General features: G+C 63.4%; 29 protein-coding genes and 2 tRNA genes. 16 read left to right on the top strand and 15 right to left on the bottom strand.

Translation table 11 applies throughout. The features are described from left to right. Positions 1-35: 35 nt before the first annotated feature. Genes J3454_RS06835 through J3454_RS06825 form a run of 3 tightly spaced genes read left to right on the top strand, consistent with a single transcriptional unit; the run spans position 36 to position 1,524 of the window. Complete coding sequence (locus J3454_RS06835; RefSeq protein ID WP_349513152.1) at positions 36-500, top strand: DUF305 domain-containing protein; 465 nt, start codon at positions 36-38, stop codon at positions 498-500. Continuing rightward, positions 497-1,006: a DUF6692 family protein gene (locus J3454_RS06830; RefSeq protein WP_349512983.1), complete on the top strand. Its 510-nt coding sequence runs from the start codon at positions 497-499 to the stop codon at positions 1,004-1,006. The genes J3454_RS06835 and J3454_RS06830 overlap by 4 nt, the downstream gene beginning before the upstream one ends. Then, positions 1,003-1,524: a c-type cytochrome gene (locus J3454_RS06825; protein WP_349512982.1), complete on the top strand. Its 522-nt coding sequence runs from the start codon at positions 1,003-1,005 to the stop codon at positions 1,522-1,524. The genes J3454_RS06830 and J3454_RS06825 overlap by 4 nt, the downstream gene beginning before the upstream one ends. 36 nt (positions 1,525-1,560) lie before the next feature. Here J3454_RS06825 and J3454_RS06820 read toward each other — a convergent pair whose 3' ends face one another. After that, positions 1,561-1,785 (bottom strand): DUF1272 domain-containing protein, encoded by a 225-nt coding sequence (locus J3454_RS06820; RefSeq protein ID WP_349512981.1) that lies wholly within the window; start codon positions 1,783-1,785, stop codon positions 1,561-1,563. A 12-nt stretch (positions 1,786-1,797) separates the two neighbouring features. Continuing rightward, positions 1,798-3,135 (bottom strand): phosphoglucosamine mutase, encoded by a 1,338-nt coding sequence (glmM, locus tag J3454_RS06815; protein ID WP_349512980.1) that lies wholly within the window; start codon positions 3,133-3,135, stop codon positions 1,798-1,800. Between the two features lie 99 nt (positions 3,136-3,234). On the opposite strand from glmM, the gene J3454_RS06810 reads away from it, so the two are divergent. Both J3454_RS06810 and J3454_RS06805 read left to right on the top strand, forming a co-directional pair. Further along, positions 3,235-4,518 (top strand): dicarboxylate/amino acid:cation symporter, encoded by a 1,284-nt coding sequence (locus tag J3454_RS06810; protein WP_349512979.1) that lies wholly within the window; start codon positions 3,235-3,237, stop codon positions 4,516-4,518. A 76-nt stretch (positions 4,519-4,594) separates the two neighbouring features. Continuing rightward, on the top strand, positions 4,595-5,203 hold the full coding sequence (locus tag J3454_RS06805) for a superoxide dismutase (protein WP_349512978.1): 609 nt from the start codon (positions 4,595-4,597) through the stop codon (positions 5,201-5,203). A gap of 85 nt (positions 5,204-5,288) precedes the next feature. On the opposite strand, the gene J3454_RS06800 is transcribed toward J3454_RS06805, so the two are convergent. Together J3454_RS06800 and J3454_RS06795 are read right to left on the bottom strand one after the other, a co-directional pair. Beyond that, positions 5,289-5,915 carry a sigma-70 family RNA polymerase sigma factor gene (locus J3454_RS06800; protein ID WP_349512977.1) on the bottom strand — a complete coding sequence of 209 codons (627 nt, stop codon included), beginning with the start codon at positions 5,913-5,915 and terminating at the stop codon, positions 5,289-5,291. Next, positions 5,912-6,136: a NepR family anti-sigma factor gene (locus J3454_RS06795; protein ID WP_349512976.1), complete on the bottom strand. Its 225-nt coding sequence runs from the start codon at positions 6,134-6,136 to the stop codon at positions 5,912-5,914. The genes J3454_RS06800 and J3454_RS06795 overlap by 4 nt, the downstream gene beginning before the upstream one ends. Before the next feature lie 281 nt (positions 6,137-6,417). On the opposite strand from J3454_RS06795, the gene J3454_RS06790 reads away from it, so the two are divergent. Next, complete coding sequence (locus tag J3454_RS06790) at positions 6,418-8,028, top strand: CHASE domain-containing protein (RefSeq protein ID WP_349512975.1); 1,611 nt, start codon at positions 6,418-6,420, stop codon at positions 8,026-8,028. Positions 8,029-8,039: 11 nt separating this feature from the next. On the opposite strand, the gene J3454_RS06785 is transcribed toward J3454_RS06790, so the two are convergent. Together J3454_RS06785 and J3454_RS06780 are read right to left on the bottom strand one after the other, a co-directional pair. Next, positions 8,040-8,834, bottom strand: coding sequence for a response regulator (locus tag J3454_RS06785; protein WP_349512974.1), 795 nt, complete (start codon positions 8,832-8,834; stop codon positions 8,040-8,042). Between the two features lie 320 nt (positions 8,835-9,154). Further along, positions 9,155-10,330: an N-acetyltransferase gene (locus J3454_RS06780; protein WP_349512973.1), complete on the bottom strand. Its 1,176-nt coding sequence runs from the start codon at positions 10,328-10,330 to the stop codon at positions 9,155-9,157. Between the two features lie 145 nt (positions 10,331-10,475). Here J3454_RS06780 and J3454_RS06775 point away from each other — a divergent pair, with 145 nt between their 5' ends. Next, complete coding sequence (locus J3454_RS06775; RefSeq protein WP_349512972.1) at positions 10,476-11,576, top strand: fatty acid desaturase family protein; 1,101 nt, start codon at positions 10,476-10,478, stop codon at positions 11,574-11,576. An 11-nt stretch (positions 11,577-11,587) separates the two neighbouring features. On the opposite strand, the gene J3454_RS06770 is transcribed toward J3454_RS06775, so the two are convergent. The 7 genes from J3454_RS06770 to J3454_RS06740 form a co-directional block, all read right to left on the bottom strand. Continuing rightward, positions 11,588-12,097 (bottom strand): GNAT family N-acetyltransferase, encoded by a 510-nt coding sequence (locus tag J3454_RS06770; protein ID WP_349512971.1) that lies wholly within the window; start codon positions 12,095-12,097, stop codon positions 11,588-11,590. Next, positions 12,094-13,203, bottom strand: a complete 1,110-nt coding sequence (gene lptG / locus J3454_RS06765) for an LPS export ABC transporter permease LptG (protein WP_349512970.1) — start codon at positions 13,201-13,203, stop codon at positions 12,094-12,096. The genes J3454_RS06770 and lptG overlap by 4 nt, the downstream gene beginning before the upstream one ends. A 6-nt stretch (positions 13,204-13,209) precedes the next feature. Further along, positions 13,210-14,472 (bottom strand): LptF/LptG family permease, encoded by a 1,263-nt coding sequence (locus tag J3454_RS06760; protein WP_349512969.1) that lies wholly within the window; start codon positions 14,470-14,472, stop codon positions 13,210-13,212. Positions 14,473-14,579: 107 nt separating this feature from the next. Then, the gene (locus J3454_RS06755; RefSeq protein ID WP_349512968.1) at positions 14,580-15,086 is read right to left on the bottom strand and encodes a DUF427 domain-containing protein; all 507 of its coding nucleotides are present in this window, start codon (positions 15,084-15,086) and stop codon (positions 14,580-14,582) included. A 28-nt stretch (positions 15,087-15,114) separates the two neighbouring features. After that, complete coding sequence (clpS, locus tag J3454_RS06750) at positions 15,115-15,540, bottom strand: ATP-dependent Clp protease adapter ClpS (protein ID WP_349512967.1); 426 nt, start codon at positions 15,538-15,540, stop codon at positions 15,115-15,117. A 235-nt stretch (positions 15,541-15,775) separates the two neighbouring features. Then, positions 15,776-16,582, bottom strand: a complete 807-nt coding sequence (locus J3454_RS06745; protein WP_349512966.1) for a phasin family protein — start codon at positions 16,580-16,582, stop codon at positions 15,776-15,778. 126 nt (positions 16,583-16,708) lie between these two features. Then, positions 16,709-18,637: a PHA/PHB synthase family protein gene (locus J3454_RS06740; protein ID WP_349512965.1), complete on the bottom strand. Its 1,929-nt coding sequence runs from the start codon at positions 18,635-18,637 to the stop codon at positions 16,709-16,711. A 175-nt stretch (positions 18,638-18,812) separates the two neighbouring features. Here J3454_RS06740 and J3454_RS06735 point away from each other — a divergent pair, with 175 nt between their 5' ends. The 7 genes from J3454_RS06735 to J3454_RS06705 all read left to right on the top strand — a co-directional run bounded on the left by J3454_RS06735 (position 18,813) and on the right by J3454_RS06705 (position 23,385). Further along, on the top strand, positions 18,813-20,012 hold the full coding sequence (locus tag J3454_RS06735; RefSeq protein ID WP_349512964.1) for an LL-diaminopimelate aminotransferase: 1,200 nt from the start codon (positions 18,813-18,815) through the stop codon (positions 20,010-20,012). A gap of 89 nt (positions 20,013-20,101) precedes the next feature. Beyond that, positions 20,102-20,704 (top strand): helix-turn-helix domain-containing protein, encoded by a 603-nt coding sequence (locus J3454_RS06730; protein ID WP_296720936.1) that lies wholly within the window; start codon positions 20,102-20,104, stop codon positions 20,702-20,704. Between the two features lie 41 nt (positions 20,705-20,745). After that, a complete protein-coding gene (locus tag J3454_RS06725; protein WP_349512963.1) occupies positions 20,746-21,090 on the top strand; it encodes a hypothetical protein in 345 nt (114 codons plus the stop codon). Between the two features lie 11 nt (positions 21,091-21,101). Further along, the gene (locus J3454_RS06720; RefSeq protein WP_296720940.1) at positions 21,102-21,602 is read left to right on the top strand and encodes a hypothetical protein; all 501 of its coding nucleotides are present in this window, start codon (positions 21,102-21,104) and stop codon (positions 21,600-21,602) included. A gap of 62 nt (positions 21,603-21,664) precedes the next feature. After that, positions 21,665-22,090 carry a JAB domain-containing protein gene (locus tag J3454_RS06715; protein WP_349512962.1) on the top strand — a complete coding sequence of 142 codons (426 nt, stop codon included), beginning with the start codon at positions 21,665-21,667 and terminating at the stop codon, positions 22,088-22,090. Beyond that, positions 22,087-22,482: a winged helix-turn-helix domain-containing protein gene (locus tag J3454_RS06710; protein WP_296720944.1), complete on the top strand. Its 396-nt coding sequence runs from the start codon at positions 22,087-22,089 to the stop codon at positions 22,480-22,482. The genes J3454_RS06715 and J3454_RS06710 overlap by 4 nt, the downstream gene beginning before the upstream one ends. An 84-nt stretch (positions 22,483-22,566) precedes the next feature. Continuing rightward, positions 22,567-23,385 (top strand): crotonase/enoyl-CoA hydratase family protein, encoded by an 819-nt coding sequence (locus J3454_RS06705; RefSeq protein ID WP_349512961.1) that lies wholly within the window; start codon positions 22,567-22,569, stop codon positions 23,383-23,385. Positions 23,386-23,409: 24 nt separating this feature from the next. Here the strand turns inward: J3454_RS06705 and J3454_RS06700 are convergent, their stop codons facing one another. Further along, positions 23,410-24,189 carry a thioesterase family protein gene (locus J3454_RS06700; RefSeq protein ID WP_349512960.1) on the bottom strand — a complete coding sequence of 260 codons (780 nt, stop codon included), beginning with the start codon at positions 24,187-24,189 and terminating at the stop codon, positions 23,410-23,412. A gap of 140 nt (positions 24,190-24,329) precedes the next feature. Between J3454_RS06700 and J3454_RS06695 the strand changes: the two genes are divergently transcribed. Continuing rightward, positions 24,330-24,403: transfer RNA gene (locus tag J3454_RS06695), tRNA-Cys, on the top strand. A 53-nt stretch (positions 24,404-24,456) separates the two neighbouring features. Further along, a tRNA-Thr gene (locus J3454_RS06690) sits at positions 24,457-24,532 on the top strand. 134 nt (positions 24,533-24,666) lie between these two features. On the opposite strand, the gene J3454_RS06685 is transcribed toward J3454_RS06690, so the two are convergent. Next, entirely contained in the window at positions 24,667-25,230 is a 564-nt protein-coding gene (locus J3454_RS06685) for an ECF-type sigma factor (RefSeq protein WP_349512959.1), read from the bottom strand. Positions 25,231-25,302 lie beyond the last annotated feature (72 nt).

Below are 25,302 nucleotides of genomic sequence, written 5' to 3'. Positions count from 1 at the left end.
AGAACCTTGCCCCGATGTATTGGCGGTTCATGGCCATGATCGCCACCAGCACTGTCGTCATGTTCGTGCTGATGTACCTCAACACTTACAGCATCGACCACGTTTTCTGGAGCGAAACGCGCTTCTGGATGGCCTTTGTCATGGGCGCAGCCATGATGGTTATCATGCTGGGTTTCATGTGGGGCATGTATGAAAGTGTGCCCCGTAATCTGGTGATCCTCGCTGTGGCGGCGCTGACCTTCGCGGTCGCGCTGTGGTTGGTCCGCAGTCAGACTAGCGTGACCGACAGCGAATATATGTCCGCGATGATCCCGCACCACTCGATCGCAATCATGACGAGCGAGCGGGCGCATCTCAAAGACCCGCGCGTGCGCGCTCTCGCACATGACATCATCCTCGCCCAGCGCCGCGAGATTGCGCAGATGCGCTATCTGATCAAGGACATCGAACAGAATGGGGTGCGCATGGCCCGGCGCGTGCCGGAGGAGGTGCAGCCATGAACGCGCCGCAAACGCTCCTTGTCCTGCCGCTCGCATTGGCCGCGCTGGCGCTGACGGGCTGCAACCGCAACACCGCGATCGGCAATGACCGCGAGGCGCAGATCGACCACGCGCCGACGCCGGCTCCGGTGATGCGCGCCGCCGCGGCGCTGGAGAATGTCGCGCCTGCGCTGATCAAGCCGGAAACCATGACCCCCGCCGATCTTGCCGTGCTGCGCCCGCTGGCCGGCGATTGCGCGGTGCGGCTGACGGAGGTCGCGTTCCCCTCGTTCATCTACGCCCCCGGCGGTACCGGCACGATCAAGCTCAACGGCAAACTGATCCGCCTGCCTGCCACCGATCCGCTGCAATATTCCGATCAGGGGCTCACCGTCACCTTACGACCGGGCGAGGAGCGGGGCGATGCGGGGCTTGAGGAAATCGACATGATCGTGGTGCCGCCCGATGCCGATCAGGAAACCGGCTATTCGGGCTTCAACGATTGCAATATCGGAGAAAGCGAATGAGCCCTGTTGTCAAAGGTGCGCTGCTGGGCGCACTCGGCATGATCGTGCTGCTGACGGTGATCGCGCTGCTTGTCGTCCTGACCGGCGGCTACAATGTCGCTGCGACCGATCGCCATCTCCCGATTGTCGGCTGGGCGCTGGATACCACCTACACCAACGCTGTCGAGGGGGCTGCGGATGACATCGAGGCGCCCGCGTTCACGCCCGCGATGATCGCTGCGGGGGCAGGCGAATACAAGGAATATTGCCAGCATTGCCATGGCGGCGTCGGGGCAGGGCGGGCGGAATGGGCGCACGGGATGCGCCCGATGCCGCCTGCACTGGCTACCGCCGCGCGAGAATGGAGCGCTCCGGAAGTGTTCTGGCTGGTCAAGCACGGCGTCAAGATGAGCGGCATGCCCGCCTTCGGCCCGACGCATGACGATGCGACGCTCTGGAATCTTGCCGCCTTCGTCAAGCAGATGCCCGAAATGACTCCGGCCCAATATGCGAGCTATGCGGGCGGGCACGAACACTAGGCCGGTATCGTCGCCCGGTTCGGGTCGGAATGTCCTTCACCCCTTGAACTTGCGCTCCGTCGACGGCGGGAACTTGGCATGAAGTGCCTTTGCCCGCGTCGGCCGGTCCATTAATTCGCCGCCGCAATTGGGGCAGCGGTCGTCCAGATCCTCGGCGCAGGCTGCGCAGAAGGTGCATTCGAACGAGCAGATGAACGCGCCGGGGGCTTCGGCGGGGAGGCCGGTGCCGCAGGCTTCGCAATCGGGGCGCATTTCGAGCATGGGTGAAGCTTTCTAAACCGCCGCGTGCACGGCTGAGCAAATCCGGTCGACCACGGCTTCGACTTGGCTTTGATCGTCGCCTTCCGCCATGACCCGGATCACCGGTTCGGTGCCAGACGGGCGGATGACGAGCCGGCCCTTGCCTTCGAGTTCTGCCTCGGCAGCGGCGATCACGGCTTTCACGCTATCGTCCTCCAGCGGCGTGCCGCTGTCGTAGCGAACGTTCCTGAGCAGCTGCGGCACGGGTTCGAATACGTGCAGCAGCTCGCTTGCGGGCTTGCCCGATCGCACCAGGCTGGCCAGCACCCGCAGCGCCGCAACCGTGCCATCGCCGGTGGTGCCGTGATCGAGCAGGATCATGTGACCCGATTGTTCGCCGCCGACATTGAACCCGCCTTCCTGCATGCGTTCGAGCACGTAGCGGTCGCCCACCTTGGTGCGCTCCAGCGTCAGGCCTTGCGTTGCAAGATAGCGTTCCAGCCCGAGATTGCTCATCACCGTCGCCACGATCCCGCCGCCGGTCAGCGCGCCTTTTTCGTGCATCCGGGTGGCGATCAGCGCCATGATTTGGTCGCCATCAACTGCGCGGCCTTTCTCGTCCACCACGATCAGCCGATCGGCATCGCCGTCCAATGCAATGCCGATATCAGCGCCTTCCTCGACCACCTTGGCCTGCAGCGCGGTGATCGCGGTCGATCCGACGCCGTCGTTGATGTTGGTGCCGTTGGGGCTGACGCCGAGTGTCACCACCTCCGCCCCCAACTCCCAGATCGCCGAGGGGGCGACCTGATAGGCGGCGCCATGTGCGCAATCGACCACCACTTTCAGCCCGTCGAAACGGATCTCGGCGGCGACCGATTGCTTGACTGCATGGATATAGCGTCCGCGCGCATCCTCGATCCGGCGCGCGCGCCCGATGCGTTCGGCAGGCACCAGAGGGATGTCGGCTTCCATCAACCGCTCGATCTCGGCCTCGGCTGCGTCCGACAGCTTGAACCCGTCGGGGCCGAACAGCTTGATCCCGTTATCGGCAAACAGGTTGTGGCTGGCAGAGATCATTACGCCCAGATCGGCGCGCATCTCGCGGGTGAGCAGGGCAATTGCAGGGGTGGGCAGTGGTCCGGTCATGATCACGTCGATCCCGACGCTGGTGAAACCCGCCACCAGCGCGCTTTCCATCATGTAGCCCGACAGGCGTGTGTCCTTGCCGATCACCACCCGGTGCCGGTGTCCCCCGCGTACGAAATGCCGCCCGGCGGCCTGCCCCACCCGCATCGCGGTGGCCGCTGTCATCGCTCCGGCATTGGTGCGGCCCCTGATCCCGTCGGTTCCGAACAGCTTGCGTGCCATGAAGTCGCTTTCCCTCGCATCCCGCGCATGATTGTCACGCGCTTCTGGCGCGGTTATCGCCCAAAGGGAAGGGCGAGAGGCCCGTTTAAGGACAGGCCATTGCTGGAAAGTGAAAACGCGAAAGACGGCGCGGCGGGCAAGTTCGCGCTGGTATCGATCCGCCTGCCGGTAGCGCTGACCTTTGCGGCGCTGATTGCCGGGCTGGTGGCGGGGATCGCCGGGGCGGCTCTGGACGTCCCGCAATGGGCGCAGGATGTCGCATCGCTGATCGGCGGGCTGTGGCTGCGGGCCTTGCAGATGACGATCATTCCCTTGGTCGCGGCGCTGCTGGTGCTGGGCCTAATACAGATGATCTTGGCCGCGCGCGTCGGCACGGTGGCCCGGCGGATGCTGTTGATCATGGTAGGGGTGCAACTGGCAGGTGGCGCCTTCGCCTCGGTTGCCATGCCTGCGCTGCTGGAGACATTCCCGGTGCCGACCGGGGCAAGCGCGTTTCTGGCACAGACGCCCGACACCGTGGGCGAAGTGCCGGGCGTGCTCGATTTCGCCGCATCGCTGGTGTCTCCCAACATCATCGCCGCCGCTGCCGAAACCGCGATGCTGCCGCTGACGCTGTTCTTCGTGATGTTCGCGGTGGCGATCACGCGCCTACCCGCCGATCAGGGCGACCGGCTGCTGTGGTTCTTTCACGCGCTCGGCAATGTCATGCTGCTGATTATCGGCTGGGTGCTGGCGATTGCGCCCATCGGCGTGTTTGCGCTCGCCTTCGGTGTGGGCGTGCAAAGCGGGGGCGGGGCGTTTGCGGCGCTGGGCCATTATGTGCTGACCGTGACCGCCATGGGCACGTTCGTCCTGATCCTCGCCTATGTCATCGCCGTCATGCTGGGCCGCAGCGGCGTGCGCTTTGCCACCGCCGTTCTGCCCGCGCAGGCGGTGGCATTGTCCACCCAAAGCTCGCTCGCCAGCCTGCCCGCTATGCTCGACAGCGCCGGACGGCTGGGGCTGAAAGCCTCGACCGCGGAATTCGTCCTGCCTCTGGCCGTGGTCATATTCCGGGCGACCAGCGCGGCGATGAACCTTGCGGTGGTGTATTACATAGCCGCACTCGCCGGGATCGAAATCCCGTTTGCCATTGCCGTCGCCGGCGTGCTGATTGCCGCGGTCATCAGCCTTTCCGCCGTCAGCTTGCCCGGTTCGATCAGCTTTGTCGTGTCGATCGGCCCGATTGCTTTGGCGATGGGTGTGCCGGTTGAGCCATTGGCGCTGCTGGTGGCGGTGGAAATGCTGCCCGATCTGATGCGCACGCTCGGCAATGTCACCATGAACGTGGCCGTGACGAGCGCGGTTGACCGTTCGTCGCGGACCGCTAGTGCCTCGTCGTGACGCTGCAACTCTTCGCCTGCATATGCGTTGTTGCTAAGGACGTTCCAGTTTCACCCCCAAGCCTACGGAGGACACCATGGCTTTCCAACTTTCCCCGCTGCCCTATCCCGCTGATGCTCTCGATCCCGCGATCTCGGCCGAGACGCTGTCGTTCCACCACGGCAAGCATCACCAGGCCTATGTCGACAAGACCAATGCCGCGATCGAAGGCACCGACCACGCCGATGCATCGCTCGAAGCAGTCATCGCCGCATCGCGCGGCAGCAACCAGGGCCTGTTCAACAACTCGGCACAGACCTGGAATCACGGTTTCTACTGGCACAGCCTCGCCCCGCAGGCGACCGATCCTTCGGCTGATCTCGCCGCCAAGATCGATGAGGCGTTCGGCTCGATGGACACGCTGAAGCAGAAGCTCAAGGATCGCGGTGCAGGCCACTTCGCCAGTGGCTGGGTGTGGCTGGCCGAGAAGGGCGGCAAGCTGTCGATCGAGGAATCGCACGATGCCGATACGCTCGCCGACAGCGGCTTCATTCCGCTGCTCACGGTCGATGTCTGGGAGCACGCCTACTATCTCGATCACCAGAACAAGCGCCCGAGCTATCTCGACGCAGTGATCGATAACAAGCTCAACTGGGCCTTCGCCAGCGAGAACCTCGCCCGCGGAACGGTGTGGACTTACGCATAAGCCCCCGCAACCGCCATTCGGTTGTCAGGAGGCCCGCCCGCAGCGATGCAGGCGGGCCTTCGCTTTGGCAGCTAGGAATGCCGGATCAGAGCCGCGTGCTGGCGAGATTTCCCGCAGCGACTTCGTCCAATTCTTCGAGGATGGCGCGGTGCGCGGCGTCATCATTGGTTGAGCGCCGCGGAATATCGCCATTGGCGAGCATCTCGGTCAGCGTGGCGCGGGCACGGCCAACGCGGCTCTTGATGGTGCCGACCGCACAGCCGCAGATCTCTGCGGCTTCCTCGTAGGAAAACCCGCCTGCGCCGACCAGCAGCAGCGCCTCGCGGCGTTCGGGTTGAAGCGTCAGTAGAGCGCGGTGAAGATCGGACAAGTGGATCGGTTCTTCCTGTCCGGCGGGCGCGGTCAGGATGCGTTCGGCCACGCCTTCGTCATATTCGCCGCGAAACCGGTTGCGCCGCATATCGGTGAGATAGGCATTGCGCAGGATCACGAAGGTCCAGGCGCGCATGGAGGTGCCGGGTTCGAAGCGTTCCTGTGCGGCCCATGCCTTCAGCATCGTTTCCTGCACCAGATCGTCGGCCATGTCCGGACGCCCGCATAGCCCGCGGGCAAAGGCGCGCAGGTGCGGGACGACCTCGGTCAGTTCACGCTTGAAATCGGCCTTGTCTGCAGCCGAACGCGGGGCCGGACTGGCAGGTTCGGCATCGCTCACGCGCGCGCACCCCGCCCATCCGGTGTGGGTGAGCCGCCGCCGTTCTGTCCGCCGCCGCGCCGCGGGTCGATCTCGTCGAGCCGGGCGATCAGGTCCTTGAAACTGTCGGGCAGGTCTTCCTCGACCACCGAATCGTACAATTGCTTGAGACCATCGGCCCATTCCGGCGCGCGGTGCGGCGAGCCTGAACTGGCTGGAGGTGATTTGCGGTCTGAAGCCATAGTGTCTGTCGTTATCCCTGATCCCGGTGCGCCGCGCCTGTGGAGTGCCCATAAGGTCTGCGGCGTGTCGCTGATGCCCTTAGGTTCGGCATAAGGCCACACCAAACCTTCAACGCAAACGCGCTTGGACTGTTCGGGAACGATGCGCCATAAGTTTGGTTCCGTCGCCGACACAGCAAACCGCCCTTACCACAGGACTGAAAGCCATCGACAGCGTAACATCAACTCCTGTTCGCGATGCCGCTGCTGCGCCTGCAGGCACGCGCGCGCGGCGCTGGCTGGTGCTTTATCCGCGTGCGATCCCGCTGGTGATCTTCATCGCCATCGCCGCAATTACCGCGCTCAGCGTGTTCGCGATCGAAAGCAACGCCCGCGCGCGCGAACGCGCGATGATGGGCGAATATGCGCAAAGCGTGGCGGCTTCGCTGGACCGCAGCAGCAACAGCTTTTCGTCCTACCTGCGCGCAGGCGCGGCACTGTTCGCGAGCAGCGCCGATGTCAGCCCGCAGACCTTCGACAACTTCGTCAGGGCGCTGCGGCTCGACATGGATTACCCGGGTGCCGAGGGGATCGGCTGGCTGCCGGTGATCGAAACGCCCGACGTACCCGGCTTCATGGCACAAGTGCGCGCGCGCCAACCGGGATTTCCCGATATCTACCCCAAGCCGGTCGCCACCACCGGTCGCATCGCGCCGGTGACGATGTTCGCACCGGAAAGCGTCCGCAACCGCCGGGCCTTGGGCTATGATATGTATTCCGACCCGGCCCGCGCCGCTGCCATGGCCGAGGCCGAACTGGCCCGCCGCCCGACCGCATCGGGCAGGATCGTGCTGGAGCAGGAGCAATCGGGCAATCTTCCGGCTTTCGCGATTTACATGCCGGTGTTCCGCACATTCGGCCCGGGCGACCGGCGGTTGATCGGCTTTGTCTACACCCCGTTCCGGGCTGGCGAATTCCTCGATTCGGCGATGATCGGCAGCAGTCCGGAGGATTTCGGCGTGAGGCTTTACGATGGGGAGGCAAGCACCGGACACCTTCTGGTTGCTCATTCGATCAGCGATGCCGCGAGCGAGCGGGTGGAACAGCAGGTCACCATCGCCAACCGCAATCTGTTGCTGGTGGTCGAATCCGCCAACCAGCACATGCTGGCCCCGCTTTCGATGGTGACGCTGGTGTTCGGGCTGGCGCTGGCGAGCCTGCTGATGCTGCTGGCGCGGTTGCTGACCCAGCAGGCTTACGAGGATCAGTCGCGGCTCGCCTTTTTCGAAGAACAGCATTCGATCCGCAATTCGCTCACCCGCGAACTCAATCACCGGGTCAAGAACACGCTCGCCAACGTGCTGTCGATCCTGTCGCTGACCCGTCGGCGGACGCGCGATCTCGATGAATTCGCCGACAGTCTCGAAGGTCGCATTCGCGCGCTGTCGGCAACGCATGATCTGCTGACAGTTTCCGACTGGGGCGCAACCCCGATCTGCTCGGTGATCGAGGCCGAGTTGCAGCATTTCCGGATAGCCATCGATGACACGATCCTGCTCAACGGCCCGCCGCTGGAACTGGCCCCCAATGATGCGCTGTCTTTTGGCCTGGCGGTGCATGAGCTGGCGACCAATGCCGCCAAATACGGCGCGCTGAGCGTGGCGGGTGGTCAGGTGACGATCCATTGGCAGGCGGCGGGGGATCATCTCGCCGAAGTCGAATGGCGCGAAACCGGCGGGCCGACTGTCGCAACCGAGCGCCGCCGCGGGTTCGGCACCGAGTTGATAGAGAAAATCGTGGCCCACGAATTGCGCCAGCCGGTGGCGCTCGATTTCCGGCCCGAAGGGGTGGTCTGCAAAATGCGCGTGCCGGTCCGCCGCCCGGCGGATTTCCGGATCAGGGAAGCAGGGTAGGGGCTGGCCCTCTAACCCAACGGCATGCTCGAACGGAAGAACAGCGCCTGACTGATCGCCGCGCGCACCGTCGCCTCCTGAAACGGTTTGGTGACGAGATAGGTCGGTTCGGGCCGGTCGCCGGTCAGCAGGCGTTCGGGATAGGCGGTGATGAAGATCACCGGGACGCTGCCCAGCGCAAGTATATCCTCCACCGCATCCAGCCCCGATGAACCATCGGCCAACTGAATATCGGCGAGCACCAGGCCGGGCATATTCTCCGCCACCACTTCGCGCGCCTGCGTGCGAGTGGCGGCAGTGCCGCAGATCGTGTGACCCATCCCGCCGACCAGATCTTCTAGCTGCATTGCAATCAGCGGCTCGTCCTCGATGATCAGGACGTCGGTCTTCTGTTCGCGTTCGATCCCGGCGACCGCCTCGGCGACCAGCGCCTCGGTTTCGGCAAGGTCACGGCCCAGGATTGCCGCGGCCTCGGCCATGGTGAAATCCTCCAGCGTGGTCAGCAGCAGCGCCTGGCGGCCCGGCGGGGTGATCGCGCCCAAGCGGTGCTGCGCGCCCGCTTCGTGCTCGCCGGCGCCGCCGACTGCGGCGAGGTTCTCCGGCTGCGCGCTCGTCCACACCTTGCTGAAGGCGCGATACAGCGGCACCCGCCCGCCTTCCATCGTGGCCATCAGTTCCGGGTCGGCCAGCACCGCTTCGAGCATGGTGCGCACGAACGCGTCACCTGCATTCTGCGAACCGGTCAGCGCCCGGGCATAGCGCCTCAAGTAAGGAAGGTGCGCGGCGATCTGGTTTCCTAGGGACATCAAGCGGCTCCGCTGGTTGTGACGGCAGCAAGGCTGCGAAGGGGTAATCGATTGGTCATGATAGCGGTTCCGGCCCGCATCGTCGTATGTCCTGCATTTCCCCGCCCAAAGCGGTTTGCGCAAGCAGCAATAGGCATGACGAAAAAAAATTCAGGCAGCCGGGAACCGCATGCAGGGCTGGTCATTTAGCCTTTGTCACTGCCGAGACCCCCCTCCCGTCCAAGCGGCTGTGACACGATCCCGAAAGGCCTCCACTCACCTGAGTGGAGGCCTTTTTTCTTTTGGTTGCGCCACCGGCAGTGGCCGCAAACACAATCACATCAACCGAGCGTCCTTTGGTAGATCGCATATTCGCGGTTGACCTTGCTCGCGATCGTATCGGCGATGGCGACCATGCCCTGATTATCCTCCAGCACCCAACCCAGTTCGCCACGGGTGGACTGGAACTTGCCGGTAGCCTGCAGCCGGATTTCCTCGATCATCATGAAGGCGAGCTGGCTGGCCATGCGGCTGTTGTGCAGTTCTTTCAGCACCCCCATCAGCGGCACCCGCATCCCAGCGCCGCGCGGGTGGCGCAGCCAGCGCAGCATGGTGATCCAGCCGAACGGAAACAGCTTGCCCCTGATCTTCGCCAACGCATCATTCACGTCCGGGAAGGTCAGCATGAATGCCACCGGGCGGCCATCGACCTCGGCGATCATGTTGAGTTCTTCGTGGATGATCGGGCGCAATTTCTTTCCCGCATAAGCGACTTCAGCAGGGCTGAAGGGCACGAAACCCCAGTTGTCCGACCATGCATCGTTGAGAATTGCCAGAATGATCGCGACCTCATCGTCCCAGCGGCCCTTGTCGACCCGGCGCAGATTGATGCGCTCATTGCGCTGGCCCGATTTGATGATGCGCTGGATCAGGGGGTTGAAGGTATGGGTGATGTCGAGATCATAAGTGTAGAGCGTTTTGGCGCGGGTATAACCGGCAGCCTCGATCCAGCCTGCATAATGCGCCGGATGGTGGCCCATCATGATCATCGGTGGATGGCATTGCCCACTCACCAGCAGGCCCGGTTCCTCCCAGATCGACAGCGAAATTGGGCCGACCGCGCGGCGCATGCCCTGCGCCACCAGCCATGCCTCTGCCGTTGCCAGCAAGGCGCGCGCGACATCTTCGTCCTCCGCATCGAAATAGCCGAAAAACCCGGTGCCGGGGCCAAAGCCCTGATCGGCGGGCATCGCCAGCGCAAGTTCATCGATATGTGCCGAAATCCGCCCGGCCGGTTGGCCTGCGCGGCGGGCGATGAACAGTTGCACACGCGCATGGCCGAAGAACGGGTTCTTCGCCGGGTCGACCAGTTCGATCTGTTCCGAGCGGATCTGCGGCACGAAATTCGGCAACCGATCCGAAAACGCGCGCCCGCAATCGACGAAAGCGGCCCGCCCGCGCTTGTCGGAGACCGGCTCGATCCTTATCTCGTCCCCGGTGGTTAGTGCATCTGACACGCGAGTTGCCCCGTAGTTGCTTTCGATCAAGGCGTCTGTGTCGCGCCCGGGCCATTGACGCAAGACAATCGATCACACTCACCGACAGGACAGGTTTGGCTTGCCCCCCGATTTCGGGTAGGGCGGCCGCAAGAGATTGCCAGATATGACCATGCACCAGACCATCGATCCTGCCCGCCCCGATGCGCTTGCGCCTGCGCGGGCCAGCCGCGTCCAGTTCATGGCCGAGGACGACAAGGCCATGCTGCGCGCCGCGCGCGACCTGACCAAGGGGCTGGGCGAGGCCAAGCCCGGCATCTACTGGCCGGATATGCTGATATCGGCCGGCGTGGGCTATGCCGGGATCGCGGTTGCGATCCTGTCCGCCAGCCTTCCGGTGCAAGTCGCCGCCGGTCTGATCGCCGCGCTGGCGATGTACCGCGCGCTGATGTTCATCCACGAACTCACCCATATCCACCGCGACGCGCTGCCCGGTTTTCGCACCGTCTGGAATCTGCTGGTGGGTATTCCGCTGCTGACGCCCAGCTTCATGTATGAAGGCGTGCACACCATCCACCACAAGCGCACGCAATACGGCACGGTGGAAGACCCGGAATATCTGCCGCTGGCGCTGATGAAGCCGTGGAGCCTGCCGCTGTTCGTGTTGGTGGCGCTGCTGGCGCCGCTGGCTCTGCTGGTGCGGTTCGGCGTGCTCTATCCGATCGGCCTGATCGTCCCTGCGGTGCGGCGCTTCACGTGGGAGCGGTTTTCTGCGCTCTCGATCAACCCCGATTTCCGCCGCAAGGCTCCGGAAGGCGACTTTGTAGGCCGCGTGCGCTGGCAGGAAGCGGGCGCAAGCATCTGGGCGATGGCGCTGATCGCCAGCATCTTCGTGATCGGCTGGCAGCCGCTCGCCACTGCGCTGGCGGTTCTGTCGCTGACTGCGGTGCTCAACCAGTTGCGCACGCTTGTCGCGCATCTGTGGGAAAACGAGGGCGAGGCGATGACGGTGACCGCGCAGTTCCTAGATTCGGTCAATGTCCCCCCGCCGGGCCTCGCCGCCGAGATTTGGGCGCCGGTGGGCCTGCGCTATCACGCGCTGCACCATCTAATGCCGTCGATGCCGTATCACGATCTGCCCGAAGCGCACCGGCGGCTGGCGCGCGAATTGGGTACGGGTTCGACCTACGAAGGCGCGAACCATCCGGGGATGCTGGTGCTGGTGGCGCGGATTGCGCGCAGCACGATGGGGAAGAAAGCGGGCTGACGTTCGCCTTTTCAGTCCAGAAAGATTATCATCGCGCAGCGCCGCTCGGCGCGCAGTCCGTCGTCGGCCTCATTGGCCAGTTCGCCCGCCAGCCGCGGGTGCGCATCGATTGCGGTGACTTCCTCGAAACCCAGCCGCGCATAGAACGGTGCATTCCACGCCACATCGCGGAAGGTGGTGAGGGTGAGCGCCTTGAAGCCGGTGTTGCGCGCATCGATCTGCGCAGCGCGCACCAGCCCGGCACCGATCCCGCGCCGCTGAAAAGCGGGCAGCACATCCATTTCCCAGATATGCAGTTCGCGGCTGAAGGGTTCGGCCACCAGAAACCCCGCCATCGCGTCACCGACATGGGCGACAAGGCAGTGGCCCTTGCGGATCAGGCGGGCGTAGTCGGCCTCGGCCCGGGTGTGGGTAAAATCGAAATCCGGTTCTGCGGCAAAGGCACTGGCCGCGGCCAGTTCGATACCCGGCATCGCGGTTGAATCCGCAGGTCGGGCGAGCCTGAGCGACCAGTCGCTCATTCCTCGGTCCGGACCAGCACTGTCTCGCCCAGCAGCAGGAACAGGAAGAACGGTGCCCAGGCGGCAAGGAAGGGTGGGTAGCCGCCGAAGCTGCCCATCGCGAGCGCGGCATTATCCACCACGAAGTAGGCAAAGCCCAGCGCCATGCCGATGATCGCACGTACGAACAGTTGACCTGACCGCGCGAGCCCGAAGGCGGCGATCGATCCCAGCAGCGGCATCAGCAACGCCGAGAGCGGCCCCGATATGCGGTGCCACCACTTGGCGCGCATCTCGTCGGTATTGCGCCCCGCCGCCTCGAAAGCGTCGATGGTCTGCGACAATTCCCGGAAGCCGAGCGAATCCTGATCCACCGACTGCAGATCGATCTGCGCCGGGGTCAGACCTTCGCCCACCACCATCGCCTCGACCTGCTCGGTCGTGGCCCCCGCCACGTCAAAGCGCAGCGGGTTCTCGAGCCGCCAGCCGGGGGCGGCATAGGTGGCGCGCGGGCTACGCACCTGTTCGCGGATGATCCCCGAGGGCGCGCGTTCGTACCAGGTGACGTTGGCAAGCACGATGTCCGCGCCCTGCCCGCTCAGCGTGGCGGCGGAAAGGATGCTGCGGCCATCGGTGAGGTACACGTTGGAGCGCAAGCCACCGCCCCCATTGTCGGCGACGGGGATAGGGCCATACTCGGCCGCCTCCCACGCCTTCAGCGTGGCATTGGCACGGGTGACGATCCGTTCGTTGAAGCCGAAGCTGAGCGCCGCGATCAGCGCCGCTGTCAGCAGCAAGGGGGCCAGCACCTGATGCGCCGAGAGGCCGGCGGCCTTCATAGCCACCACCTCGCTGTTCTGATTAAGCGTCACCAGCGTGATCAGCGTCGCCAGCAGCACCGAATAGGGTAAGAACCGCGAGGCCAGCTGCGGCGCGCGCAGGCTGGCATATTGTAGGATTTCCGCCTGCCCATTCCCGGGTGCGGCCAGAATGTCGCCCGTGGCTGCCAGCAGATCGAGCGCCAGCAACACCAGCACCAGCATCACCAGCACGGCAAGGATGCGCACCACGAACATATTGGCAAGATACAGCGTCAGCGTGCGCGAAGGGAAAAAGTCGAACTGCATCGCCGCCTATTCCGCCGCAGAAAGATTGGGCGCTGCAAGATCAGGCGCGGCAGGATTGCCGCGCGGGCGGCGGCGGGCGAACAGCCGGGCGACCTGTTTCGACAGCTTGGCGAACCCGGTTTCCAGAGCGCCGATCGCCTGTCCGCCCGGCACATAGGCAACGCGGTAATACATCCACAGGATCAGAGCGGCGAAAATTGCGAAGGGCACCCACAGCGCAAGGATCGGGTCGAGCCTGCCGAGCGCCGCCACATCCTCGCCGTACTGGTTTATCTTGTGATAGGCGACCACCATCACGATCGACACGAACACGCCCAGCGCGCTGGTCGATCGCTTGGGCGGGATCGCCAGCGCCACCGCAAGCAGCGGCATCAGAAACATCATTACGATTTCGACCAACCGGAAATTGAAACTGGCAACGCTGGCGTCGCGTTCGCGCGGGGCGGCATCGCCGCTCCAGCCGATGCTGAGCAGTTCGGGGAGGATATATTCGCGGGTGGCATCGCCGCGGGCGCGAAATTGCTCGATCGCGGGCAGGTCGATCGGCAGGTCGTGGCGGCTGAAGCTGAGCACCCGCGGGGTCTGGCCGCCCTCCTCCATACCGGTATCTTGAATGATCGTGCCTTCGGTCAGGCGCAGGATGATCGTGTCGGGATTGTCGCGGGTGGCAAGGAACGCACCCTCGCGCGCGCTGATGGAGAGCACCTGACCTCTGGCATTGGCGACCCGCGCGAAAATGCCGATGAGGCGCCGTCCATCATCCTCGCTTTCCTCGATCCGCAGGGCCATGCGATCCGCCAGCGTGGTGAATTCGCCGACCTTGATCGAGGCCCCCAATGCGCCTGAGCGCAGTTCGTATTCCATCTGTTCGTAGTAATAGCGGCTAACCGGCTGGATGTAGAACACCAGCGCGACGTTCACCGCCACCAGCAGCAAGGTGATGATGTAAGGCATCCGCAGCAAGCGGTTATAGGACAACCCGACCGCACGCAGCGTGTCGAGTTCGCTGGTGGTCGCCAGCTTGCGGAACGCCAGCAGCACGCCCAGCAGCAGGCCCAGCGGGATCGCGAGGCTGGCATATTCGGGTATCAGCGCGCCCAGCATCTTGAACACCACCGCCACCGGCCCGCCTTCGACCGCGACGAAATCGAACAGGCGCAGCATCTTGTCGAGCATCAACAGCGACGCGGCGAGCGCGAACACCCCCAGCATCGGCACCAGCGTCAGCCGTAAGATGTAGCGATCGATGCTGGGTAGAAAGTTGAGCACCTGTTATCCCGCCTGATCCGCACCGCGTTTCGCAGGTGCCCTAGCGGCCAAAGCGGACCGCGTCATGCCCCAATCGGATGATGGCAGGCCTATAATGAGCGGCGGATTTACCAGAACCGGCTTCCGGGCACGCCCTTGAACGGTCCAGCTTCGTAGCGGCTGATCCAGCCGCCGTAGAACCCGCCGGGCTGGGGTGTCACCTGCTCGCCGTCGATCAGGCATTGATCGAACGGAGCGGCGTAGAAAGCGATGTAGTCGGCAATCCCGGCAAATAACGGGGTGGGGGAGGGATAGCACCAGCCGGCCCCTGAGATCAGATCGTCGTCGATGCGGACATCCCAGTACCGCGCCTGCCCCTTCCATTCGCATAGGCTGCGCGCGGGGTTGGGCGCGAGATGAACCATCGCGATATCCGCCTGCGGGATGTAATAGGTGGGCGGGTGGCTGGTTTCGAGCGTTCGCCACGCCGCAGTGCTGTCTGCCAGCACCACGCCGCGATGAACGATGCGGATATGCCGTGCGGTCGGTTCGGCGATGGCCGGGCGGGGGTAGTCCCATACGCTTTCCTGACCGGGCATGACGGGTTCGGGTTCGGGATGATGGGGCTGGCGCATCAGTGTGGGCCTTTTGGTCGTGATCGCGTCACGCCTTTTCAAGTGTGCATTGCAGCGGATGCTGGTTTTGCTTGGCGAAATCCATCACCTGATTGACCTTGGTCTCGGCGATTTCATAGGGGAAGATGCCGCACACGCCGACGCCGCGCTGATGGACGTGGAGCATCACCCGCGTGGCCTGTTCCAGATCCATGCTGAAGAAACGTTTCAACACCAGCACCACGAACTCCATCGGGGTGTAATCGTCGTTAAGCATCAGCACCTTGTACTGGCTGGGCTTCTTCGGCTTGGCGCGGGTCTTGGTGGCGATGCCGATCTGACTGCCGCCAGATCCGCCTCCATCCCCGCCGTCTTCATCCTTCCCGCCATCGTCGCCAGCCGCGCGCGAAAGGTCGGCCAGCCGGACAAACGGCACGGTGAGTGCGGGCAAAAGAGGCTCGGGTTGGATCGGCATGAGCCTCCATTATGGGATTTGGCGTCCCAATCGCAAGCGCTTGGTGTGATTCTCTTGCGCACCGTGACACGTAGGCTTGCCCTCCGGCCTTGTCGCCGCACGGGGGGCGTGCGTGGCGCATAAAGCAAAAGGGCCGGACAAACCCGTCGGGGTCTGTCCGGCCCGGCGCTTTTCAGCGCGCTTTCGTGAACCGGGTTGGGAGAGAGAGGAGAGGCCCGGTTCAGAAACTTTTTGCTTAAGCGGCCTTGGAGACCTTCTCGGCGGCAACGCTGACGCGGTTCGAAATCGGGGCGAACGCTTCGTTGTAGAGCTTCACCCAGGCTTCGGTGCGCTTCGAGCCATAGGACACAAGAGCATCGAAGTTGCGGCGGGTGATTTCGCCCTGCAGCTGCATCAGTTCGGTCGGCGACTTCACGGCTGCGACCTTCTTGGCGTCTGCAGTGACGGTTTCGATCACGGTCTTGCCGGTTTCGACATTGTCCTTGAGCAGTTCCTGCGCGCCGGTAAAGAAGATCTTGCCGCTTTCGACGACGGCTTCGACATTGGCCTTGCCGAATTCGGTGGCTTCGCTCGCCAGCACGGTGGTCTGGGCGTAGGCGGTCTTGGCGCGGGTCTGGACGTCGGCAAGGGCTTCCTTGGCGGTGGCGGTGATGTCGGTGTTCTTGGCGGTGGCCATGATGGTATCCTTCAGCTTGGTGATGGGATTGGTCGAGGGAGCCGCGACGACCTTGGCGGCCTTCTTCGCGGCAGCCGGCTTCTTCGGCGCGGCAATTTTCTTGGCAGCGATTTTCTTCGCCGGAGTCTTGCGGACGGCAGCCTTCTTCACCGCGACCTTCTTGGGAGCGGGCTTGGCGGCCAGCGTCTTCGGCGCAGCGGTCTTTTTCACGGTAGCCGCGGCGACCGCGGTCTTGGAAACCTTCGGCGCTTCGACAACGCTTGCGGCGGCGTCGGCATAAGCCTTCTCGGCGGCGGCATCGATTTTGGAGACGGCCGGCTTGGCGGCGGCTTTCACTTCGACTGCAGTGTTTTCGACTTCGGACATAGCGACCTCGCTTCATGTTGCAGTGCACAAAATAGTGCGTGCGGCTGCGAAGTCAAGTCCTTTTGTGCAGTGCACAATAGATAATCAAGCTGTTGAAGATGCGCATTTCTGCAGGCAGGTCTGAGGTCAGCGGGTCTTCACATAGCGGCCCGGCGCGTCCTCGATCACATTATCGCCCTTGCCGCCGGGCACGCGCTTGCCCTTGGCGGGCACGCGCGCATCCGACTGCTTGTGCAGCCATTCGAGCCAATGCGGCCACCAGCTGCCCGGATGCTCATCGGCGCTTTCGACGAACGCCTTGAGCGAGGGTGCTTTGCTGTCGCCCAGCCAGTACTGGTATTTGTTCGCGGCGGGTGGATTGACCACCCCTGCGATATGGCCTGATCCGGCCAGCAGGAATTCCATCGGCCCCTTGAAGTGTTCGGTGATGCGCCACACGCTTTCGGCAGGCGCGATGTGATCCTCGCGCCCGGCCTGCACAAAAGCGGGGGTGGTGACGCAGGTCAGATCGATCGGCGTGCCGTCGGCGCTGAGGGCATCGGGATCGACCAGCTTGTTGTCGCGATACAGGTCACGCAGATAGGCGCCGTGCCATTTGGAGGGAAGGTTGGTGACGTCGCCGTTCCAATGCAGCAGGTCGAACGCCGGATAGTCTTCGCCCAGCAGGTAGTTGTTGACGACGTAGCTCCAGATCAGGTCCTTTCCGCGCAGGGCATTGAAGGTCGCCGCCAGATAGCGCCCGTCGAGATATCCGTCGGGACAGAGTTTTCCGATCATTTCAAGCTGGCCGTCGTCGATGAAATGCTTGAGCTCGCCGCTCTTTTCGAAGTCGACCTGCGCGGTGAAGAAGGTCGCGCTTTTTACCTTGTCTGCTTCGTCGCGACGGGTCAGCACCGCCAGCGACGCCGCCAGCGTGGTGCCCGCGACGCAATAGCCGATGGTGTGGACATGCGGCACATCGAGCCGCGCACGGACATGATCCACGCTTTCAATCTGGGCGCGGATATAATCGTCCCACACCACGTCGGCCATGGTTTCATCGGCCGATTTCCAGCTGACCACGAACACGCTGATGCCCTGATCGACTGCCCACTTGATGAAGCTTTTCTTCGGGGTCAGGTCGAGAATGTAGAACCGGTTGATCCACGGCGGGAAGATGATCAGCGGCACCTCCAGCACGGTATCGGTCGAAGGGCTGTACTGGATCAGCTGATACAGCGGCGTTTCGTGCACCACCTTGCCGGGCGTTGCGGCCAGATTTTCGCCCAGCCGGAAGGCATCGGGATCGGTATGGGTCAGCTGCCCGCGCTTCATGTCGTTGATCAGGTGCTGCATCCCGCGCACCAGATTGGCCCCTCGACTTTCCACCGTGCGCTTCATCACCACCGGATTGAGCAGCAGGAAATTGTCCGGGCTCATCGCTTCGGCCAGCGCGCCGACCGCGAATTCCAGGCTCTGGCGCTTGACCTTGTCCAGTCCATCCATCTCCTGCACGCTGGTGCGGAAATATTCGGCAAGCATCAGATAGGTCTGGTGCAGCAGCAGAAAGGCCGGGTGTTCGCGCCAAGCCGGATCGGAAAAGCGTCGGTCGTTTTTCGGTAGGGCGGCGGGGTCGGGCGCGGCGCTCGGCGCGCCGGTGGCTGCGCCAGCGAAGAACTGCTGCGCGACGCCCTGCCACAATTGCAGCGAATCCTGCGTCAGTTTGGACTGCGCGGCGAGCAGTCCCTGCGGCATCTGGCCGAGCATCGACTGTGAGATCACCAGCCACTGCGCCGGATCGAGCGGATTGGTGCCCCTGGTTGCCTTCTCCGCCGTCGCCCGCGCCTGATGGGCGGCGAAATCCAGCCACAGTTTTTGCAGCTGGGCGCTGGAATTGGCCCAGTCGCCCAGGTCAGCCTGATCGATCCCCTGCGGCAGGAAGGCGCGGACCCCGTCTTCAGGCCTGGCCCCGCCCATCGCACCAGCGAACATTTCGCGCATCGCATCGCTCTGAAGATCGAAAAAACTGCGGATGCTGTCAGCCGCCGCGTCCGTCGTCTGCTTGTCGTCAGCCATTGCCGGGTCCGTCCTATGTTCCGCATGTGCAGGGTCAAGATGGCGGCTGCCGGCCCTGCCTACCAGTGGCTGTCTAGCGAAAACGCCTTCACACTGCGACCGCTATTGCCCTAGGGTGGCAATTATCGCACCGGCGCCCCCTCGACCGCGCGCGAAGCAGGATGAAGACAAAGCCATGAATGACCAGTTCTACCGCATGAAGCGGATGCCGCCGTATGTGATCGCCGAGGTCAATGCGATGCGGCATGCTGCACGGTTGGGAGGGCAGGACATCATCGATCTGGGCATGGGCAATCCCGATCAGCCCCCGCCGCAGCACGTCATCGACAAGCTGTGCGAAGTCGCGGCCAAGCCAGATGCGCACGGCTATTCCCAGTCCAAGGGCATTCCCGGTCTGCGCCGCGCACAGGCGGGTTATTACGCCCGCCGGTTCGAGGTGGAGCTCGATCCCGAAACCGAGGTGGTGGTGACCATGGGTTCGAAGGAAGGCCTTTCCAGCCTCGCCACCGCAATCATCGCACCGGGCGATGTGGTGCTGGCGCCCAACCCTTCCTACCCAATCCATACGTTCGGCTTCATCATTGCAGGCGCCACCATCCGCTCGGTGCCGACGACGCCGGACGATGAATATTGGCAGTCGCTCGACCGGGCGATGAATTTCACTGTGCCGCGGCCCAGTGTGCTGGTGGTGAGCTACCCCTCCAACCCGACGGCGGAGGTGGTCGACCTCGCCTTCTACGAAAGGCTGGTGGCGTGGGCGAAGGAAAATCAGGTCTGGGTGGTGTCGGACCTCGCCTATTCCGAGCTCTATTTCGATGGCAAGCCGACGCCATCGATCATGCAGGTCGAAGGCGCAAAGGATATTGCGATAGAATTCACCTCGATGTCCAAAACCTATTCGATGGCGGGCTGGCGCATGGGTTTCGCGGTCGGCAATCGTCAATTGATCGCAGCGCTCACGCGGGTGAAGTCCTATCTCGATTACGGCGCCTTCACCCCTGTTCAGGCGGCTGCCTGCGCGGCGTTGAACGGTCCGCAGGATATTGTCGAAAGCAATCGCCAGCTTTATCACAAACGTCGCGACGTGATGGTCGAAGCGTTCGGCCGTGCGGGCTGGGATGTTCCAGCGCCGCCCGCATCGATGTTCGCCTGGGCGCCGTTGCCTCCCGCGCTGAAGAGCATGGGCAGCCTCGAATTTTCCAAGCAATTGCTGACCCAGGCGCAGGTCGCGGTCGCTCCGGGTGTGGGTTATGGCGAGAATGGCGAAGGCTATGTGCGGATCGCGATGGTCGAGAACGAGCAGCGGCTTCGGCAGGCGGCGCGCAACGTCAAACGGTATCTTCAGTCGCTCGGGGTCAACAGCTCGGCGGCGTGATTCGCGAAGATTGCTCCGAATCCGGTGCATTCGTTAGCCGTTTGGGTTAGGCTTAGGGTAACTCGGGGTCACATCTGAAGGAGAGGTCCATGTCGTCCGGAGCCGCACGCCGGCTGACCGACAGGCAGCAAGCTGTGATGGAACGTATCGACCGGCGCGTCCCCATAAAGGTCATCGCGCTGGAGCTTGGCGTGTCCGAGACGCGCATCAATCAGCATATCCGTGCGCTCAAGGACATCTATCAGGCGTCCAGCCTCGGCGATCTGGTCGAGAATTATCGCCTTACTCTTCCGCAACCGGCGGACGACGAAGGAAACGACGAAAACCGTCAGGATGAAGCCCCTGAGGATCTTACGGATACATCTTCTCTCAAGGTCTTGAGCGAAGATGCATACACGAAAAAGCAGATTACCCGCCCCGACAGTTTGACCGATCCGTCGTTCCGGGACGACCCCGGCAGACTCGTCATGAGCGACTCCATGCCGCTGCTCGATCAGGCGCCCTGGCTCCGGCCGGGCGAGCCGAGGGTCGTCCCCGGAGTGCTCGACGGTGAGCATGCCGTGCTGTTCCGGCTGGGGGCGATTGTGGCAATCGCATCGGGTATTCTGGCAGCGGTGGTGCTGACTATCACCGCTGCCGTCACTCTCAGTGAGGCGACAGATGGCAAGGTGACCGCCTCCGTGCAGCAATAGCAAGGTACCGGATGAGCACCGGGGCCAGTGGAAGAACCGAGATGAACCAGCTTGCCATGTCCGACGCCCACAACCTCAAGAAGTTGATCCGCGAAGCCGAGGCACTCGCCGACGAAGCGATTATCGCCATGGCGCGGCTCAAACAGGCGATGCTGAGCGCGCGCCAGAATCCCGAAATCGAGGTCCACACCGGTCAGCGCGCGCTGATGCGGCTGACCGAGGCCGAGGCTCAGGCGCTGTCGATGTCGACCAACCTATTGCGCGTTCATGACGAACTCTCCAAGGTCGCCCGCATCCATGCTGGCTCCGATCCGTCCATTCCCACCGACGTTCCGGCAATCGCTGTTGCCGCCACGCCAGGGCCGCGCGCCATGATCGAGGTCTGACCGAACGCCGCATGCTGCTCTATCTATTCAACGAGCACCGCGCGGATGTGCAGCATATCGCCAGCGTCCTTCTGGCGCTGGCGATTTGGCGTTGGGGGCGTGGCCCCGAACGTTGGCTGATCGGTCTGTTCATCGTGACGATGGTGATGCCGCCCTACGTGTTCAAGCTGTTCGACCTCGGCAATGTTGCCTTCGGACCCTATGCCTGGATCTGGATAGGCATCGATGTGTTCGCAACCGTGGCATTCACTGCAATCGCGGTGAATGCCAATCGCAACTACCCGCTGTGGATCGCCGGTTTCCAGCTGGTCGCGATGGGTGCCCATGTCGTCCGCGGATTGGTCGATACGGTATCGGTCTTCGCCTATGTGGTGCTCTCTGCCGGCCCCGCCTATTGCCAGTTGGTGCTGATTTTCGCCGGCTTCTTGCGGCATGTCGGGCGCGAGCGGCGGTTCGGCGCCTACCGCGAATGGCGTATCGCGAGAGACCGGTTCGCGCTGTTCCAACACTGACCTGTTGGCGGGAGCTTCATCATGCCCCATAATTTTGTTCGCTTCACAGCCGGAACCGTTTCGTGGTGATTGCAACGTTGCAATTGCGCCCGGCGGCTTCTTGCATAACGCCTGAGGATCGGCTTGCTGGGCTGATCGCGCATCTGCGCGCTCTGCTGCTCGCGCCCGGAGCGGAACGCGAATGCTGCCATGTCATTTTCCTTGACGAAAGCAGGCGATACCTCGGCGATGCCAATGTCGGATTGGGCAGCCTGACGACCTTGTCGCTGCGAATGCGCGAGATTTTCGCCGAAGCCATGCGGCTCGATGCGCGCGGCATTATCCTCGCGCACAACCACCCATCGGGCCACTGCCACCCAAGCGGCTGCGACATCGCCGCAACGCGGCGGCTTGCCGAGGTATCCAGGGCGCTAGAGGTGGAACTTATCGACCACCTGATCTTTGCCGATGACGCGGTTTATTCGATGCGCGCGGGGGGTTTGCTGTGAACTCCATCCCGGTCAACGGTCTGTTTCCAGCCAGCGATACCCTGATCCCGCGTTTTCGCGATGCCGGGGACGTGACGCTCGATCTGTTCCATCGCGATGGCCGGGTCGAGGACCGCTGGCTCGGCTTGCATCCGCGAGAATTCGAGCTGCTGTGGCGGCTGGCGGAACAGCCCGGCGAACGTCTGACCCGACGGCAGCTGCTGGCGGATGTCTGGCGGATCACGTTCGACCCCGAAACGAACAGCGTCGCGGTGCATGTGGCAAGGGTGCGGGCAAAGCTCCAGCCCTTCGGCCTTGCACGGATGCTCGCCACGCACCCGGACGGAGGCTATTTCCTCGATGCGCCGCCGGGGCCGGCACACTTTGGCTTGGCACCCGTCGTTGACGCGTAACAACGCGCGACCACTGGACTTGAGGCGGCGAATGGGCAAGGCTCCAGCCGCCATTGCCGCAATGTGAGGGAACCGGATTTCGCCATGACAGCCGCCACCAGCATGACCACCAATGATCGGATCGCAATCGAACTGGGCGAGGACGGCGTCGCCGAAGTGCGCTTCACCCGCGCCGACAAGATGAACGCGCTGGATCCGGAAATGTTTGAACGAATCATTGAGGCGGGGAGCGTGCTGCAGCGGATGAAAGGGCTGCGCGTAGTGGTTTTATCGGGTGAGGGACGGGCGTTCTGCGCCGGGCTCGATACGGCCAGCTTCAGCCGCCAACCTGGCGCTGACGAGCCCCCGTTGGCCGAGCGGACCTACGGCAACGCCAACAAGTTCCAGCAGGTGTCGATGCAGTGGCGCAAGCTGCCGGTGCCGGTGATCGTGGCGGTGCACGGCGTGTGCTTCGGCGGCGGCCTCGCCATCGCCAGCGGCGCGGATATCCGCATCGTCCACCCCGCCACACGGATGTCGATCATGGAGCTCAAATGGGGGCTGGTGCCCGACATGGGCGGCTATACGCTGTGGCGCGGGCTGGTACGTGACGACGTGCTGCGCGAGCTGATCTACACCAACCGCGAATTCACCGGCGCAGAGGCGCAGGGGCTTGGCCTTGCCACCCATGTCGATGAAAACCCGCTCGACCGCGCCCGTTCGATTGCGCGCGAAATCGCGAACCGCAACCCGCAGGCGATCCGCGCGGCCAAGCGGCTGCAGGCCGGAATGCTCGAACGTGGGACCGATGCGATCCTGCTGGAAGAAAGCATCGAACAGCACGCCATCATGCGCAGCCCCAATCAGGTCGAGGCCGTCATGGCGGCGATGCAGGGCCGCAAGCCGAAGTTTCAGGACGTCTGACCGGGCACTTCGCCGCGGCACGAATCAGCCGAACACCGCCACGCACTGCATGCCGTCGAGCACCTGTTTGCCGTCCGCATCCCACAGCCTCAGCCGTTCCGAAGAATAGCCTTCGGCGGCGTGCTGGCTGGCGTTTTCGGACAGGTACCAGCCACCGCGCGAGCGGCTTTCTGTATCGAGCACATTGAACGACCAGTTGATCGAGCTGATCGGCCCCATGCGCTGCATCACCCGCATGGCGCCCGGCGGCATGACATCGCCCATCAGCACCAGCTTCGACACCGGATCGAGCGTGTGGTCTTCGGTCAGCCTCGCCCAGCGCCGCACGGCAGCGGCGCGTTCGGCGCCCTGCGTCTGGCCGTAACGCAGTTCAAAATTGTTCTGGATAAAGCTAGGACCCTGGCCCTGCTTTATTGGGGCATTGTCTTCCGGTGGGCCGGGCCAGTCGGCAAGCTGATCGGCGGCGTGAACGGCATTGGCGTCACGCCCGGCGGCGAACAGCCAGAACGCGGACAGCGCGATCTTGCCCTCGCTCCGGATTTCGCTGCGCACCTGCGTCACATTGCGCCCCTGCCGGACGATCTCGGCGGTGAGAGCAATCTCCTCGCCCACAGGCGCAACGAAGGCAACCTGCCCCCCACGCAGCGGCGGCAGGCCAGGAAAGGCACGCGTCGCCATGGTATAGGCGACCAGCGCCGATGCGCCGCCGTAAAGCGTGCGCCCCTGCATCCACTCTTGTGCGTGTTCGAGGCGGGCCGGGCCGGGCTGGCCGGTAACGGGTTCAAGCAGGCTGGCAATGGTCATGGCCATGGGCTTTGCCGCGTCCGGCGGGCGCGGTCCAGACTGACGTTGCGTAAAGCGCCGCCTCCAAACACAGATTGCCAAGCGCCCGGCGAATCGCTAGGGCGCCCGCTCTGTCCGGAGCCTTGTGCCTCGGATAGCTCGGCCCGATGGCGGAGTGGTTACGCAGAGGACTGCAAATCCTTGCACGCCGGTTCGATTCCGGCTCGGGCCTCCACCTTTTGCGATTGCGCGCTTTTGCCACAAGGCTTAGGTCGCAGTGATCGGATTGCCGCTTTAGCTCAGTTGGTAGAGCACATCATTCGTAATGATGGGGTCACGTGTTCGAGTCACGTAAGCGGCACCATCCGTTGTTTTGGCGATTTTCGCCACTGTGTGCATTTTGCTCTGCTTTCAAAAGCTCATAGCTTTGCTCCGTTCGAGAACGGCCGGCACGTTTTGCTGCAGGACGTGGCACCCTGAGGGCCGCGATGGGGGAAATCAGCTTGCATTTTGTATCTCTTTCTTCATCCACGCCCTTGCGAACCGCAAATCGCGACCAACGGTTGCGATGGACTTGCCAGTCACGAAAGCCATTTCTTCGATTGTCATGCCTCCGAAATACTGCATTTCAATGAGCCGATGTTTTTCTGGATCGATACTTGCCAGCGAATTCAGCGTATCGGCAAGTATCATGACATCAGGTGGTGCGACGTCAGATGGAATCTCTTGGCTCTCAAGGGTTACGTGAATCGCTCCACGTCCACGGCGTTCAGCCCTGCGCGCGTTCGCGTGATTGACAAGCAGGCGGCGCATCATGCGGGCCGACAGTGCGTAAAAATGTGCGCGGTCCTGCCAGTCGACCTTGGCCTCGATGAGCTTGGCGTAGGCTTCGTTGACAAGCGCCGTGGGCTGGAGGGTATGGCCTGGACTTTCCCGCCGGAAAATCTGGGCGGCTCGCCGATATAGTTCGTCGTAGACGAGCGGGGCGAGCTCTTCGCCGGCGCCATCGTCTCCCCCTGTCCAACGCCTCAGAAGATCGGTGATCTCGGCATCCTGGGTCATAGCGCAACAGATTTCCACGAGTGCGCCCGGATTACAAGCACGCACTTGCCTTCGGCAGGAACGATGGCCGAA

The sequence above is a fragment of the Erythrobacter sp. NFXS35 genome (assembly GCF_040148725.1).
Taxonomy (GTDB): Bacteria; Pseudomonadota; Alphaproteobacteria; order Sphingomonadales; family Sphingomonadaceae; genus Erythrobacter.
This window is presented reverse-complemented; position numbering and strand designations above follow the sequence as displayed.

Coding starts and splice junctions, on each gene's coding strand:
- J3454_RS06785 (WP_349512974.1), bottom strand. CDS start 8,834: ATGTCCCTAGGAAACCAGATCGCCGCGCACCTTCCTTACTTGAGGCGC.
- J3454_RS06705 (WP_349512961.1), top strand. CDS start 22,567: ATGACAGCCGCCACCAGCATGACCACCAATGATCGGATCGCAATCGAA.
- J3454_RS06685 (WP_349512959.1), bottom strand. CDS start 25,230: ATGACCCAGGATGCCGAGATCACCGATCTTCTGAGGCGTTGGACAGGG.
- J3454_RS06770 (WP_349512971.1), bottom strand. CDS start 12,097: ATGAGCGACTGGTCGCTCAGGCTCGCCCGACCTGCGGATTCAACCGCG.
- J3454_RS06835 (WP_349513152.1), top strand. CDS start 36: ATGATCGCCACCAGCACTGTCGTCATGTTCGTGCTGATGTACCTCAAC.
- J3454_RS06700 (WP_349512960.1), bottom strand. CDS start 24,189: ATGACCATTGCCAGCCTGCTTGAACCCGTTACCGGCCAGCCCGGCCCG.
- J3454_RS06820 (WP_349512981.1), bottom strand. CDS start 1,785: ATGCTCGAAATGCGCCCCGATTGCGAAGCCTGCGGCACCGGCCTCCCC.
- J3454_RS06730 (WP_296720936.1), top strand. CDS start 20,102: ATGTCGTCCGGAGCCGCACGCCGGCTGACCGACAGGCAGCAAGCTGTG.
- glmM (WP_349512980.1), bottom strand. CDS start 3,135: ATGGCACGCAAGCTGTTCGGAACCGACGGGATCAGGGGCCGCACCAAT.
- J3454_RS06795 (WP_349512976.1), bottom strand. CDS start 6,136: ATGGCTTCAGACCGCAAATCACCTCCAGCCAGTTCAGGCTCGCCGCAC.
- J3454_RS06825 (WP_349512982.1), top strand. CDS start 1,003: ATGAGCCCTGTTGTCAAAGGTGCGCTGCTGGGCGCACTCGGCATGATC.
- J3454_RS06725 (WP_349512963.1), top strand. CDS start 20,746: ATGAACCAGCTTGCCATGTCCGACGCCCACAACCTCAAGAAGTTGATC.
- J3454_RS06720 (WP_296720940.1), top strand. CDS start 21,102: ATGCTGCTCTATCTATTCAACGAGCACCGCGCGGATGTGCAGCATATC.
- J3454_RS06755 (WP_349512968.1), bottom strand. CDS start 15,086: ATGCGCCAGCCCCATCATCCCGAACCCGAACCCGTCATGCCCGGTCAG.
- J3454_RS06805 (WP_349512978.1), top strand. CDS start 4,595: ATGGCTTTCCAACTTTCCCCGCTGCCCTATCCCGCTGATGCTCTCGAT.
- lptG (WP_349512970.1), bottom strand. CDS start 13,203: ATGCAGTTCGACTTTTTCCCTTCGCGCACGCTGACGCTGTATCTTGCC.
- J3454_RS06830 (WP_349512983.1), top strand. CDS start 497: ATGAACGCGCCGCAAACGCTCCTTGTCCTGCCGCTCGCATTGGCCGCG.
- J3454_RS06775 (WP_349512972.1), top strand. CDS start 10,476: ATGACCATGCACCAGACCATCGATCCTGCCCGCCCCGATGCGCTTGCG.
- J3454_RS06740 (WP_349512965.1), bottom strand. CDS start 18,637: ATGGCTGACGACAAGCAGACGACGGACGCGGCGGCTGACAGCATCCGC.
- clpS (WP_349512967.1), bottom strand. CDS start 15,540: ATGCCGATCCAACCCGAGCCTCTTTTGCCCGCACTCACCGTGCCGTTT.
- J3454_RS06735 (WP_349512964.1), top strand. CDS start 18,813: ATGAATGACCAGTTCTACCGCATGAAGCGGATGCCGCCGTATGTGATC.
- J3454_RS06745 (WP_349512966.1), bottom strand. CDS start 16,582: ATGTCCGAAGTCGAAAACACTGCAGTCGAAGTGAAAGCCGCCGCCAAG.